Origin of the sequence: Streptomyces sioyaensis (assembly GCF_004122735.1) — a bacterium.
GTDB classification, from domain to species: domain Bacteria; phylum Actinomycetota; class Actinomycetes; order Streptomycetales; family Streptomycetaceae; genus Streptomyces; species Streptomyces sioyaensis.
This window is the reverse complement of sequence record NZ_SDIF01000032.1, coordinates 1-14778: the sequence shown is the minus strand read 5'-3', so window position 1 is coordinate 14778 and position 14778 is coordinate 1. Positions and strand designations below refer to the sequence as shown.

The window sequence follows — 14778 nt, the reverse complement described above, 5'->3', positions numbered from 1 at the left end:
ACCCACGTGCCGCTTCCGCAACGTCAAGAGCTCACGTCACGTGGCATGTTCCTGGCACACCCGCGCCTGCCGTGGCCGCTCCGGGTGATCAACGGGCTGCTCGGCCCGCTGGCGCCGCGGCTGTGGCCGCTGGAACCCGAAGCGCTCAAGCGCAAGGCGGCCCTCAGGGCCAAGGTGCCGGCCGCCGCCGCGGGCAGCGCCTTCGAGGAGCCGCTGGCCCTGCTGTGCCACTCGCTCACCAACGAAGTCCAGCTGAGCGCGAACGGCCGCTTCATGCTCCACAGTCAGCTGGTCAAGAACCTGTCGACCCGGCTCCGACTGGCGGAACTGGCCGGCCGGCGCCCGGAGATCTTCGACGCCCCGGTACCCGAACCGCTCTTCATCACCGGCGCACCGCGCACCGGCACGACCTTTCTGCAGCGGCTCATCGCCCGGGACCAGCGCTCCCGTTCCCTTCCGCTGTGGGAATCGACGCATCCCCTGCCCACCGGTGATCTCACCGCGCCCCGCAAGGACCCCGACCCCCGGATCAAGGCCAGCCGGGTCGAGGTCGGGATGACCAATCGGATCCTGCCCGAACAGGTCTCGATGCACGAGCTGGTGCACGACGAGGCCGAAGAGGACAACCTCCTGCTGTCGTTGAGCCATTGCTCACCCATGTACGAGGACATCGGGCTGGTCCCCGCGTACGCCCAGTGGTACACGACCACCGACCACACCGAGGGCTACCGCTACTTCAAGCGCATGCTGCAGTTCCTCCAGTGGAGCCGCCCGGCCGGTGACCGCTGGGTTCTGAAGTCCCCCGGCCACGCCGAAATGCTGGTGCCGCTGTTCGGGGCCTTCGGGGACGCCACGGTGGTGCAGACCCACCGGGACCCGGTGACCTCGGTGATCTCCTACAGCAACATGGTCGCCTACGGCGCCAGGGTCTACTTCGACCACCCGAATCCGCATCTGATCGGGAAGTTCGCCGCCGACGTCATCGAGCGGTCGCTGCGCGCCGCGCTGCGCGACCGCGCCGGCCACGAGCACCAGGTCGTGGATGTGCTCTTCCGCCCGCTCGTCGAGGACCCGATCCGCGAAGTGAGCCGGGTGTACGAGGCGGCCGGCCGCGAACTGGACGACGTCACCGAGAAGGCGATGCGCGAGTACGCCACGGCCGAGAATCACCGCAGCGGCCGGCACCGCTACGCCGCCGAGGACTTCGCCCTGAACGTCGGTGAACTCAGAGAACGCTTCGCCTTCTACTACGACCGCTTCGACGTACCGCAGGAGAAGCGCTGATATGGACGACGACGGCCTCAGGTGCGGATGCGCCGGCGCCACGGTCTGGTTCACCGGCCTGCCGGGCTCCGGCAAGACCGCCGTCGCGCGGGCCCTCGCCGGCACCCTGCGCGCCCGGCGCCACCGGGTGGAACTCCTCGACGGCGACGCCCGGCACGCGACGCTGCCCACCGGACCCGCCCGGGACGACCCGGGCCGGTATGCGGAGCGCACCGGCCTCGCCGCCGAAGTCCTGGCCCGCAACGGCTTCCTCACTCTGGTGTCCGCCACCGCCCCCGGCGCGGCCAGCCGCGACGCCGTGCGCCGGCGCCATGAGGCCTCCGGAACCCCGTACGTGGAAGTCCACTTGGACGCACCGCAGTCGGTCTGCGCGGAGCGTCGGTCCGCCCGGGAAGCGACCGGGCCCGCCGACGGCGCGACGGCCGGGGACGCGGCGTACGAGCCCCCGGCCCACCCCGATCTGCGCCTGGCCACGCACCGCATGTCGGTCGCGGAATCCGCGGCCGCCGTCTACGCCCTGCTGGCGGACAGGGGCGTGGTGCGGTCCCGCTGCGACGAGACGTCGAACCGGTTGCTCCTGCGTGATGTCGATGCCGATCCCGGTGCCGGTCAGAGGACTTACTGACGGTTTCGACACGAGTCGACGTATCGGCTGCCTCTCACTCGCCGCCCACGGCGGGCCGTTTGGCGATCTCGGTCTTGACCGTCTCGTGCAGCTCGTCCGACGTGAAGCCGAGGTTGCGCAGGATCTGCGCGGCCGGGCTCTCCTCGGCGCGGATCAGGCCCAGCAGCATGTGTTCCGTGCCGACCCAGTCGTGACCGAGGTCGTCCGACGCGCGGCGTGCCTGCTCGATGACCTCCTTGCTCTCCGGCCGGAACGCGATGTGACCCCGCAGCGCCTTCTCCCCGGCCGGCGGCAGCGCTTCCTCGATCGCGTCGCGGATGCGCTGCTCCGACCCGGTTTTCGCCACCAGCACCTCATACGCCAGGCCCCGCGGCTCGCCGAGCAGGCCGAGCAGGAGGTGTTCGGTGCCGATGGAGTCGTGCTTGTGCGTGCGGGCGGCCTCCTGCGCCAGCACGATGCTGTGCCGGTTCAGATGGGTGAACCGCTCGAAGGCCGCGGGCGTGTGGCGTTGCTGGGCGGCCTGTTTGGACACCCCGATGGCGTCGCCGATCTCGGTCCACGACGCGCCGGTCTGCTTGGCCTTGCTGACGTAGTGGTCGATGAGCTGGTCACCGAGGTCGGACAGCGTCTGGGCACGAAGTCGCGCCTCACTGATGCGGGCCAGTTCGTTGGCGTCGGGAAGTTCCTCATCGAGACGGGCGATCAGGTCGGCGAGATTGATGTCGAGTGGACTCATGCGTCAATCGTAAGTTGACGAGCGCTCAGCGTCAACTTGTAATTGACGCTCGTTTCCGGCTGTGGGCCGTCTTGGGCTGCCGCTGTCGGGCCGCGACGGCGGCAGCCCTCCCCGCAGGTTTCAGCCCTTGCGGGGGTAGAAACCGCCGTCGGCGTCGCCGTGGGACGTGCAGTCCGTGTCGCGGTAGCGGTCGACGAAGGTGCCGGTGAGGCCGGTGAACGCGTCGTACGTCTGGTCCAGGGGCAGGTCTTTGCTCACCCTGAACCGCAGCTGCACGTGGACGGACTCGCGGGGCTTCAGCGTCTTCGGGCCAGGGGCGCTGCCGCCGGCCTTTCCATCGGCCTGGCGCAGCGTCTTCCAGGCGCGCTGCGAGGTGTCCCAGTACTGCAGATCGCCGTACGGGCTCAGGTCGCGCTCGCCCTCGTTGTAGACATAACTGCCCAGCTTGGCCCTGAGTTCGAGCGACTTCAGCTCCTTCGCCGAGGCGTTGGTGAGCGTGGCGGTGTAGGTCGTCCACTGAGTGCCGAGAGGGATCGACTTGGGTATGCCGAACGAGCGGCCCACCAAGGCGTTGTTGTGGTACTGCCCGTTGCTGACGTCGTAGCACGTCGGGATTTCCGCGGCAGGGGCCGCCTGGGAGGCGGACGCGGCGCTGTGGCTGGGCTCGGCCGTGCCACCCGGCTTGCCCGGCTTGGTGGTCGCGGGCTGCGTCGGCTTCGCGCCCCTGGGGAGGATGGTGAAGTCGTACCAGGCTTCCTTGGCCGAACCACAGGAACCGTCGAGGTTGCGGTAGTCGCCGGCGGCGAGCGCGTACCCGGCGCCGGGCTTCGCGTCCTTGACCACGCGGGTGCGCAGTTGGAGCGTGACGGCGCTGCGCGGACCGACGGCAATGAAGCCGAACAGGTCCTCGGGCGCCGCGTCATGGAAGGTCTTCCACCGACCCGTCTTGGCGTCGCGGTACTCGGTCTCCAGCTCCCAGTACGGCCGGTCGACATCTTCGGCGGAGGACACGAGCAGGAAGGGCTGGACCTCCCCCAGCGCCTTGCCGGTGGTGTTGGTGAGCGTCATGGAGAAGGGCGTCCAGGCGCCGCCCGCCGCCAGCTGGTGCGGCAGCCCGCGGACGGTCACGTGCAACTGGTCGGACTCGAAGGCGCAGGGCTGACCCGCACCATCGGAATCATTGGCGTTCCGGCCTCCACCGGTGGCGCCACCACCCGCCGGTGTTGCGGCATCGGGTAAGTCGGGAGAGGCGGGCGTGCGAGGACCGGCCTCGGACACCGGCTCCGTTGCGAACGCGGCGGTGGGCGCGGCCAGTACGGTGGCGGGCGCTAACACGGCAGCCGCTGCGGCGGCCGTCAGAGTGCGGCGAATCTTCATCCAGCAGACCTTTCTGATCCCAAGTGCCGCCTGGGCGGCACCGGTTGACGTTTTTCACGTTCAGGCCGTGCATGAGTCATGGGGTGCGTGAGTGCGCATGCAGACATGCGTACATGCGCACACCCGCGCCTTGTGTATGAGGGCTCGCGCTGCGAAAAGGTTCCACATGCACGTAACGAGGTCGGCCACGAGGCGCTCGTGACCGGGGTTTCGTCGGAGTTCCGCCGGTACGGCCACTGGATCAGCCAGGTGCCGTCACCGGTGCGGTTGCGGTGGACGCGGCTGCCGGTCCCCGGTGGCCGCCGGCCGGGAGAGCGCGACCACCCGGTCGAGGGTCGGGTCGCTGATGATCGTGGCGAGCTGCGCCATGAACGCCTCTTCCCGTCCGGACTCCAGCACCTCACGGCAGACCCCCGCGACCATCGCGAGCAGCGACAGCGAGTCACCGCCCATCCGGTGGAAGTCCGCCTGCCCGTCGAGCCGGCAGCGCTCCACGCCCAGGGTGCGTGCCCAGACTTGGGCCACCGCCTCTTCCACCGGATCCACCGGCGCGGCCGCATCCGCGCGGACCGGGGCCCCGGCGCCCGGCTCCTCGGTGAACGGGTCCGGCAGCGCCTTCTCGTCGACCTTGCCGCTGACCGTGTACGGCAGCTCCGGCACGAGGACGATCGCGGCAGGCACCATGTACCGCGGGAGCCGTTCGGCGGCGAAAGCGGTCAACTCCTCCGGTGTCAACTGCGCGTTGGCCAGTACGTACGCGAACAGGGATTTGCCCGGTCGGCCGGACCTGGCCCGCGCCACCACCACGACCCGGTCGGCTGCCGGATGGCGCTCCAGGCACTGCGCCACCTCCGCCGGCTCCACCCGGTGGCCCCGCACCTTGACCTGGTTGTCGATGCGTCCGATGAACTCCAGCCCGCCCGAGGGAAGGGCCCGGGCCAGATCGCCGGTGCGGTAGACCCGGGTGCCGTCCGCCAGCCTGGGGAAGCGCTCCTGGTCCAGGTCCGGTCGGCCACGGTAGCCGCGGGCCAGCTGCGCCCCGCCGAGATACATCTCGCCCACCTCACCGGGGGCGACGAACCGCCGTTGCGCATCCAGCAGAAACACCTGGGTGTTGTCGGCCGGCATCCCGATCGGCACCACGGCCCGGTGCCGATCCGTCTCCGGACGGAAGGTGTACGCCGTGCACCCGATGGTCGCCTCGGTCGGCCCGTACTCGTTGACGATCCGGCACCCGTCCCCGAACATCTCCTGCGCCCGCGCCGCGACCTCCACCCTCAGCTGCTCACCGATCACGATGATGGTGCGGAACCCGACCGGGCGCATGTCCAGTTGCCCGATCAGATCGAGGTGAGAGGGCGTCAGATTCAGCGTATTGGCGCCCGACTCCGCCAGCAGGCGGCGCAGCGAGAGGTGATGGGGCTCGTCACGCAGCAGGATCACCTCGCCGCCCGCCAGCAGCGGCAGGAACACGGACGTGCCCGAGACATCGAAGGACGGCGAGGTGAGGAGCGGGAGGCGGGTTTCGCCATCCACCCCGAATTCCCTTGTGGCCCAGTGGACATAGTGCTGCAGGCTGCGGTGCTCGATCTGCACGCCCTTGGGCCGGCCCGTCGAGCCCGAGGTGTAGATGAGGTAGGCCAGGTCGTCCGGCGCCACCTCGACGTCCTCGAACGTGTCGTCCCCCGCGGCACCGGAACGCTCCGGGTCCGCCGCCGCGGCCATCAGCTCGTCCAGCACCAGCGGCACACAACCGTCCGGTATGCAGTCGCGCTTCTCGTGCGGCCGCTCCACCAGGCAGTAAGAGGCCCCCGCATCGGCCAGCAGCCCGGCCAGACGGATGTCCGGGTGCTGTGCGTCCACCGGCAGATAGCAGGCGCCGGCCCGCAGCACCCCCCACAGCCCCGCCACACCCGCCACCGACCGGTCGGCGAGCAGGGCGACGACGCTGCCCCGCCCGGCGCCGCGGCGGGCCAGTTCGGCGGCCACGGCATCCGCACGGCGGCTCAGCTCGGCATAGGTGACCGTCCCCTCCGGCCCGCTGAGCGCCACCCGGTCGGGCGTCCGCCGGACCTGCTCGCGGAAGAGCCGGACCACCGAACCGTCCGTGGGCAGCGCTCGCGCGGTGTCATTGCCCGCCCAGTGGCGGTGCGCACGGGGCGACAGCGCCTCTTCGACATGGTCGAGCAGCGCTTCGGCGCGCTCCGCGACGCCCGGGCCGTCCTGCCACGCCAAGGTGATCTCGGTGTGGCCCGCGCTCTCCGTCATCTCGATCGACGGCGGACTGCCGGGACCGGTGCCGCCCAGGGTGTACAGCGTCCGGGCCCGGAATCCGGCGGCGCTGAAGTCCTGGAGACCGAAGTCGCCCAGATGCGTGACGAAGCCCAGGGCGGAGAAGCGGCCCTTGCGGACGGCCGCGCGGTCGACCGCCGCCGACATCAGGCGCAGCACCGGCAACGGCGCCTGGAGCAGGCGGGGTTCGGTGCGCAGCGCCAGCTCCTCCTTCGCGGCGAGGGCGGTGAGCATCCTGCGATGCGTCTCCTCCCAGCTGTCCCCGGGGGCGACATCCAGCACCAGCGCCTGGGACAGCCAGGCCGTGGAGCGGATCGTCGCGTCATGGCGGCGCAGATCGACCGGAACGAAGAACTGCCCCCTGCCCTGCGGCCCGTACTCCGCGGCGAGCGCGGTGGTCACCTTCGCCGTGATCGCCGGGTGGCTGCCGTCGACGGTCCGACGCCGCCAGAGCATCCCGCGCCCTCGTCGCGGGAGCTGCCCCAGCGGGGAGGGCCAGGCCAGCTTCCCCACGCCCTGCGGGATCGGCGGCAGGCCGTCCGGCAGATCGAGCCGCGCCAGGAACTCGTCGCTGTTCAGCCGCGCGGGCGCGCCCAGCGGCTGCTCACCGCGCAGCACCCGGAACACATCGACGGCCCAGGGCAGCAGGCCCCGGGCGTCGGTCACGGCATGGCAGGCCCGGAAGACCACGGTGGCCGGATCCCCGGGAACCAGCAGCACCTCACAGGTCGGCCCCGACGGACTCAGCGGCTTGCGCAGCGCCGGTGAGTCCAGGAGCCGCCCGTCGAACGGGCCGGGCAGGACGTGCACCAAGGGGGCGGTCCCGCTGTCCACCCACCGGCGCCCCTGCCGTCTGAGCCGGGTCCCCGGGCACGCCGTCGAGGCGGCCGCCACCGCCGTGCGGAGTTCCTCGGCGTCCAGGGCTCCGTCGCCTTCGATGACGTGCTGAATGGTGTTCCGGCCGCCCATGCCCACGTACAGCCATTCCTCGGCCGACAAGGGTCTGGTGTAGGGCTGACAATCGGACGAGTCACGCATTCCTGGCCTCCGGGGAGAAAGCCGGCTCCATGGTGCCGGTCGGCGCACATCATGCGCCTTCGGCGACTAGGGGAGCCCTTAGCATTTGCCGGACCGGGAACTTTGGAATGCAGGATTCCGCTTCAGCCGGCCCTGCGCCGGCCCTGCGCCGGCCGTGCGACCGACCTGCGACGCCGTGTGCCGGCCGCGCGCCGGACCTGCGCCGGACGTGCCACGGCGCGCGGTGGCCGGCCGAACCGAACCCTCACTACGGCACCGTCTGGACCGTGCTCCCGGTGGAAGCGGCGAAGCCGACGTCGCCGTTGTACTGGGCGGTGACGGTGTGGCTCCCCTTGGGCAGCGGATTGAACGAGGTCGTGGCCGTCCCGCCGACCAGCGGCACGGTTTGGGGAGTGCGCCCGGTGATGGCGATGGTGACGGTTCCGGTGGGCGACCCCGCACCGGGGGCGAGGGGAGCCACGGTCGCGGTGACCGTCACCCGGTCACCCGTCGTCGAGGGATTCGGCGAGGAGACCACGGTCGTGGTGGTGGCGGCCTTGTTGACGGTCTGGGTGTCGGTGCCGCTCGATGACGTGAAGCTGGCGTCCCCGCCGTAGGTGGCGGTGACGGTGAACGGGCTCCCCGTGGGGGTCGCGTAGGCGTGGGTGACGGTGGCGACACCGCCGGACAGCGTTGCCGTGGCGGAACTCGTACCGTCGCCGAAGCTGAACGTGACCGTTCCGGTCGGCGCACCGGTCGCGGCGGAGACGGTCGCCCTGAGGGTGACCGGCTGGCCGACCACCGAGGGGTCCGGGGACGATGTCACCGTCGTGGTCGTCGTGTTCTTGCTGACCGTCTGGGTGTCGGTGCCGCTGGACGCGGTGAAGTTGGCGTCCCCGTTGTAGGCGGCCGTGACGGGGAACGGGCTGCCCGTCTTGGTGGCGTAGGTGTGGGTGACGGTCGCGAGACCGCCGGCCAGCGTTGCGGTGGCGGAGCTCGTACCGTCCCCGAAGCTGAAGGTGACGGTGCCGGTGGGGGTGCCGGCTCCCGGGGCGAGTGCGGAGACCGCGGCGGTGAGGGTGACCGTCTGGCCGGCCGCTGACGGGTCGGGTGCGGAGGTCACCGTGGTGGTCGTCGCCGCCTTGCTCACGGTCTGCGTGTCCGAGCCGCTGGAGGCGGTGAAGTTGGTACTCCCGTTGTACGTGGCGGTGAGGGTGTACGGGCTGCCGGAGGTGCCGGTGTAGGTGTGAGTCGTGGTGGCGGTGCCGCCGGAGAGGGTTGCGGTGGTCGTGGGGGTGCCGTCGCCGAAGGAGAAGGTGACGGTGCCGGTGGGGGTGCCGGCTCCCGGGGCGAGGGCGGAGACCGCGGCGGTGAGGGTGACCGTCTGGCCGACGACCGTGGGGTCGGGGGAGGAGGCCAGGGCCGTCGTGGTGGCGGCCTTGTTCACCGTCTGGGGGTCCGTGCCGCTGGATGACGTGTAGTTGGGGTCTCCGTTGTAGGTGGCGGTGAGGGTGTACGGGCTGCCGGAGGTGCCGGTGTAGGTGTGGGTGGTGGTGGCGGTGCCGCCGGAGAGGGTTGCGGTGGTCGTGGGGGTGCCGTCGCCGAAGGAGAAGGTGACGGTGCCGGTGGGGGTGCCGGCTCCTGGTGCGACGGACGCCACCGTGGCGGTGATCGTGGTGGGTTGGCCGACGACCGTGGGGTCGGGGGAGGAGACCACGGCCGTGGTGGTGGCCGCCTTGTTGACCGTCTGGGTGTCCGTGCCGCTGGACGCGGTGTAGTTGGCGTCTCCGCTGTAGGTGGCGGTGAGCGTGTACGGGCTGCTGGAGGCGCTGGTGTGGGTGACGGTGGCGACGCCGCCGGAGAGGGGTGCGGTGGCGGTGGGGGTGCCGTCGCCGAAGTCGAAGGTGACGGTCCCGGTCGGCGTGCCGGCCCCCGGTGCGATGGACGCCACCGTGGCGGTGACCGTCATCAACTGCCCCACGACGGAGGGGTCGGGGGAGGAGGTCAGGGCCGTGGTGGTGGCCGCCTTGTTGACGGTCTGGGGGTCCGTGCCGCTGGATGACGTGTAGTTGGGGTCTCCGTTGTAGGTGGCGGTGAGGGTGTACGGGCTGCCGGAGGTGCCGGTGTAGGTGTGGGTGGTGGTGGCGGTGCCGCCGGAGAGGGTTGCGGTGGTCGTGGGGGTGCCGTCGCCGAAGGAGAAGGTGACGGTGCCGGTGGGGGTGCCGGCTCCTGGCGCGGCGGACGCCACCGTGGCGGTGATCGTGGTGGGTTGGCCGACGACCGTGGGGTCGGGGGAGGAGACCACGGCCGTGGTGGTGGCCGCCTTGTTGACCGTCTGGGTGTCCGTACCGTCCGACGGCAGGAAGCTGGTGTCCCCCTCATAGTGCGCGGTCACGGTGAAGGGCCCGCCCGCACTCGTATACGTGTGGGTGGCCCTTGCCACGCCCCCGGAGACCGGCGCCGACGTGGCCGGTGCACCGTCGCCGAAGTCGAAGGTGACGAGGCCGGTCGGCACTCCGGCGCCCGGCCCGAGCGGGGCCACGGTCGCCGTGAGGGTCACCGGCTGGCCGGCCACCGACGGGTCCGGTGCGGTGGTCACCGTCGTGCGGGTGGATGCCGGCGCGACCGTGTGGAGGTCCGCGCCCGAGGAGGAGCTGAAGTTGGCGTCCCCGCTGTAGTGCGCCGTGACCGTGTAGGGGCTGCCCGTCGCCGTCCGGTAGGTGTGCGCGACGGTCGCCACGCCGCCGGAGACCGGTGCCGTGATGGCCGCCGTACCGTCGCCGAAGTCGAACGTCACCGTGCCGGTGGGCACTCCGGCGCCGGGCGGGGTCGGTGCCACCGTCGCGGTGAAGGTCACCGGCTGGCCCGTGACGGTGGGATCGGGGGAGGAGCTCACCGTGGTCGACGTGGTGGCGGCGCCCGCCGACACCGTGTGGAGGTCGGTGCCGGTGCCGGGGGCGAAGTCGGCGTCCCCGCTGTATTGCGCCGTGACGGTGTAAGGAGTGTCGGACGCGGCCGCGTAGGCGTGGGTGAAGGTCGCCACGCCGCCGGAGACCGGTGCGGTGACCGGTGCGGTGCCGTCGCCGAAGTCGAAGGTGACGGTCCCGGTGGGGGTGCCCGCGCCCGGAGGGACGGCGGTGACCCGCGCGGTGAACGTGACCGCCTGCCCGGCCACGGACGGGTCCGGGGAGGAGACCAGGGTCACGCCGGAGGAGGCCTGGCCGACGGTCTGGGCGTCGGCGCCCGTGGAGGGGCTGAAGTCGGAGTCGCCGCTGTAGTCGGCGGTGATCGGATACGGGCTGCCCGAGGTCTCGCCCCAGGTGTGCGTGACGGTCGCCGTTCCCGCGGCGACCGCGACGGTGACGGCGGGGGTGCCGTCGCCGAGGTCGAAGGTGACGGTGCCGGTCGGGGTGCCGTCTCCTGGTGCGACCGGGGCGACGGTCGCGGTGAGCGTCACCGACTGGCCCGCCACCGACAGGTCGGGGGAGGACACCACGGCGGTGGTGGTGGCGGCCGGGGCGACGGTCTGGGTGCCGGTTGCCGAGCAGGGCGTGAATCCCGCGTCCCCGCTGTAGTCGGCGGTGATCGTGTAGGGGCTGCCGGACGTGCTCGGCCAGACGTGGGTGATGCTCGCCGTGCCGTCCGTCACGGGTGCGGTGACGGCGGGGGAGCCGTCGCCGAAGTCGAAGGTGACCGTGCCGGTCGGGGTGCCGTCTCCCGGCGGAGTCGCCGAGACCGTCGCGGTGACGGTCACCGGCTGGCCGGGCACGGAGGTGGCCGGCGCCGAGCTGACCACGGTCGTCGACAACGCCGGCTGCACGAGGTGCGGATCGGTTGCCACCGAGGCGGTGAACTCGTCGTCGCCGTTGTAGGTGGCGGTGACGGTGAAGGGGCTGCCCGTCGTATGCGGGTAGGCGTGCACGGTCGTTGCCACACCGTCCACCACGGGAGCGTCGGCCGGCGTGCTGCCGTCGCCGAAGTGGAACGTCACCGTCCCAGTCGGCGTACCGTCCCCCGGGCCGTCCGGTGTCACCCTCGCGACGAACGTCACCGGCTGCCCGGTCACCGACGGCTCCGGAAGTCCGCTGACGGTGGTGGTGGTCGTGGCCGGGGCGACGCGCTGGACGTCGTTGCCGGTGGAGGGGCTGAAGTCGGGGTCGCCGCTGTAGTCGGCGGTGATCGTGTATGGGCTGCCGGATGTGCTCGCCCAGACGTGGGTGATGCTCGCCGTGCCGTCCGTCACGGGTGCGGTGACCGCGGGGGTGCCGTCGCCGAAGCCGAAGGTGACGGTCCCGGTGGGGAGGCCGTCTCCGGGCGCGATCGTCGAGACGGTGGCCGTGACGGTCACCGGCTGGCCCACCACCGACGGGTCGGGGGCGGAGACGACGGTGGTGGTGGTCGCGGCCGGGGCGACGAGCTGGGTGCCGGTGCCCGTCGAGGGGCCGAAGTCGGCGTCCCCGCTGTAGTCGGCCGTGAGGACGTACGGACTTCCGGACGTGCCGGTCCAGACGTGGGTGGCCGTCGCCAGACCGGCCACGACGGGAGTGGTGACGGTCGGGGTGCCGTCGCCGAAGTCGAAGGTGACCGTGCCGGTCGGCGTCCCGTCTCCCGGCGGTGCCGCCGAGACCGTCGCGGTGACGGTCACCGGCTGGCCCGTGACCGACGGATCGGGCGACGAGGCGACGACCGTGCCGGACTGCGCCTGGTCGACGGTCTGCGTGGCGGTACCGCCGGAAGCGGTGAAGTCGGTGTCCCCGCCGTAGTCGGCGGTGACCGTGTAGGGGCTGCCGGACGTGCCGGAGAACGCGTGCTGCACGGTGGCCACGCCGCCGACGACGGGCATCGCGACCGGGGGCGTCCCGTCGCCGAAGCCGAACGTCACCGTCCCCGTCGGTGAACCGCCGCCCGCCACCGGCTTCACGGCCGCCGTGAAGGTGACCGGCTGGCTCGCGACCGACGGGTCCGGCGCGGCGGTCACCGTGGTGGTCGTGGCGTCCTGCAGGACCGCCTGGGTGGCGGTGGCCACCGCGGAAGAGAAGTCGCCGCTGCCGCTGTAGGTGGCGGTGACCGTGTACGGGCTGCCGAGGACGGAGGCGTAGGTGTGCGTGAGGTGAACCGCTCCGCCGGCCAACGGTGCCGTGCTGGGGGCCGTGCCGTCGCCGAAGTCGACGGTGACCGTACCGGAGGGCACTCCGGCGCCCGGCGGCACCGGAGTGGCCGTCGCGGTGACGGTCACCGGCTCGCCCGCCACCGAGGGGTCCGGACCGGTGGTCACCGCGAGGGTGACCGCGGACGGGAGCACGGCCTGCGAGGCGGTGCCCGCGGAGGGACTGAAGTCGGGGTCGCCGCCGTAGGTGGCCGCAATGGTGTAAGGGCTGTTGGCCGTGGTGGTGTACGCGTGGGTGACCGTCGCCAGGCCGGCCACGGCGGGTGCGGTGACGGTCGGGGTGCCGTCGCCGAAGTCGAAGGTGACGGTTCCGGGCGGCGCACCCGTGCCCGGGGCAACGGCCGCCAGGGTCGCGGTGATGGTCACCGGCTGGCCGACCGTGGACGGGTCCGGCGACGAGTACACGGTGGTGGACGTCGCCGCCGGGTCCACGGTCTGGCTATCGGTGCCCGTCGAACCGGTGAAGCTCGCATCGCCGTGGTAGTCGGCGGTGACCGCGTACGGGCTGCCCGAGGTAGTGGCGTAGGTGTGGACGGCGGTGGCCGTCCCGTCCGCGACGGGCGCCCTGACGGTCGCGCTCCCGTCGCCGAAGTCGAAGGTGACCGCGCCCGTCGGGGTGCCGGCGCCCGCCGTAACCGCCGCGACGGTCGCAGTGAAGGTGACCGGCTCGCCGGTCACCGAGGGATCGGAGGAGGACTGCACCGTCGTCGACGAAGCGGCCAGGACGACCGTCTGGCTGTCGAGGCCGGCCGAGCCCGCGAAGTTGGTGTCGCCGCGGTAGGCAGCGGTGATCGAGGCGGGGTTCGCCGCGGCGGTGTAGGTGTGGGTGACCGTGGCCGTGCCCCCTACGAGCGAGGCGTCGACGACCGCGGTGCCGTCGCCGAAGTCGAAGCTGACCGTCCCGGTCGGGGTGCCCGAGGCGGGCGGGACGGCCACGACCGTCGCGGTGAAGGCCACCGGCTCGCCGACGGTGGACGGGTCCGGCGCCGAACTCACCGTCGTCGACGTGGTCGACACGCTGGTCTCCACGCGCTGGGCAGTCGCCCCGGACGAGGCCGCGAAGTTGGCGTCCCCGCTGTAGTCCGCGGTGACGGCGTAGGGACTGCCCGCGGTGCCGGTGTAGGTGTGCACCACCGTGGCCAGGCCGTTGGAGACCGTCGCGGTGGCGGGCGCGGTGCCGTCACCGAAGCCGAAGGTGACCGTGCCGGTCGGGGCGCCGGCACCCGGCGGAACGGGCACCACCCGCGCGATCAGCGTCACGCTCTGACCCACTGCCGAGGGCTCCGCCGACGAGGCCACCGTGGTGGTGGTCGCGGCCGGAGCGACGGTATGGGCGATGCTGTCGTCGGACGGCGCGAAGTCGGCGTCACCGCTGTAGTGCGCCGAGATGATGTACGAGGCGGCGCTGGTGTAAGGGTGGGTGACCGTGGCCGTGCCCCCCACGAGCTCGGCGATCAGGACCGGGGTGCCGTCACCGAAGTCGAAGGTGACCCTCCCGGTCGGCATGCCGGCTCCAGGTGCCGTGGGCGTCACGGTGACCGTCACCGACTCGCCCGTCACGGACGGGTCGGGCGCCGCGGTCACCGTGGTGACGGTCCCGGCCTGTTCGACGCTGTGGATGTCCGTGGCGTTGGAATCGAGGAAGTTGAGGTCGCCGCTGTAGACGACGGTGACCGCGTACGGGCTGTGCGCCGCACTGGTGTAGGCGTGGGTGAGCTGGGCGCTGCCGTCGGTGAGCGGTGCGGTGACGGGCGGGGTGTCGTCGCCGAAGTCGTAGGTGACCGTCCCGGTCGGGGTGCCCGAGGCGGGCGGAACGGCGGCGACGGTCGCGGTGAAGGTGACCGCCTGGCCGGTCACCGAGAGGGACGGTGCGGCGCTCACCGTGGTCGTCGACGCGGCCTGGGTGACCACCTGGCTGTCCGCCCCCGCCGAGGGGTTGAAGTTGTCGTCGCCGCTGTAGGTGGCGGCGACCGTGTACGGGCTGGCCGTGACCTCCGGATTGGTGTGGGAGATCGTCGCCGTGCCGCCCTCGACCGGTGCCGTGACGGGCGGGCTGTCATCGCCGAACTCGAAGGTCACGGTCCCCGTCGGCGCACCGGCCGCCGGAGCCTCGGGGGTGATCTTCGCGACGAACGTCGTCGACTGCCCGACCGAGGAGGGATCGGGCGCCGAGGCGAGGCCGGTGGTGGTATCGGCCGGCTGGACGGTCTGGTTGTCCGTCCCGGTGGAGGGGGTGAAGTTGCCGTCGCCGTTGTAGGTGGCGGTGACGGTGTAGGGGAG

The 14778-nt window shown here is 72.0% G+C and carries 6 protein-coding genes; 2 read left to right on the top strand and 4 right to left on the bottom strand.

Annotated elements, in window-relative coordinates:
* The first annotated feature begins 45 nt into the window (after window positions 1-45).
* A complete protein-coding gene (locus tag EST54_RS14060; RefSeq protein WP_161989284.1) occupies window positions 46-1284 on the top strand; it encodes a sulfotransferase family protein in 1239 nt (412 codons plus the stop codon).
* A 1-nt stretch (window position 1285) separates the two neighbouring features.
* Window positions 1286-1909 (top strand): adenylyl-sulfate kinase, encoded by a 624-nt coding sequence (locus EST54_RS14055; RefSeq protein ID WP_129247946.1) that lies wholly within the window; start codon window positions 1286-1288, stop codon window positions 1907-1909.
* 34 nt (window positions 1910-1943) lie between these two features.
* Here EST54_RS14055 and EST54_RS14050 read toward each other — a convergent pair whose 3' ends face one another.
* The 4 genes from EST54_RS14050 to EST54_RS14035 all read right to left on the bottom strand — a co-directional run.
* Window positions 1944-2645, bottom strand: coding sequence for a Clp protease N-terminal domain-containing protein (locus EST54_RS14050; RefSeq protein WP_129247945.1), 702 nt, complete (start codon window positions 2643-2645; stop codon window positions 1944-1946).
* A 120-nt stretch (window positions 2646-2765) separates the two neighbouring features.
* Window positions 2766-3773 (bottom strand): hypothetical protein, encoded by a 1008-nt coding sequence (locus EST54_RS35390; protein ID WP_239012511.1) that lies wholly within the window; start codon window positions 3771-3773, stop codon window positions 2766-2768.
* A 504-nt stretch (window positions 3774-4277) separates the two neighbouring features.
* Window positions 4278-7313 carry a non-ribosomal peptide synthetase gene (locus tag EST54_RS14040; RefSeq protein ID WP_161989283.1) on the bottom strand — a complete coding sequence of 1012 codons (3036 nt, stop codon included), beginning with the start codon at window positions 7311-7313 and terminating at the stop codon, window positions 4278-4280.
* A gap of 286 nt (window positions 7314-7599) precedes the next feature.
* A partial coding sequence (locus EST54_RS14035) for a beta strand repeat-containing protein (protein WP_129247942.1) occupies window positions 7600-14778 on the bottom strand: 7179 nt, incomplete at its 5' end.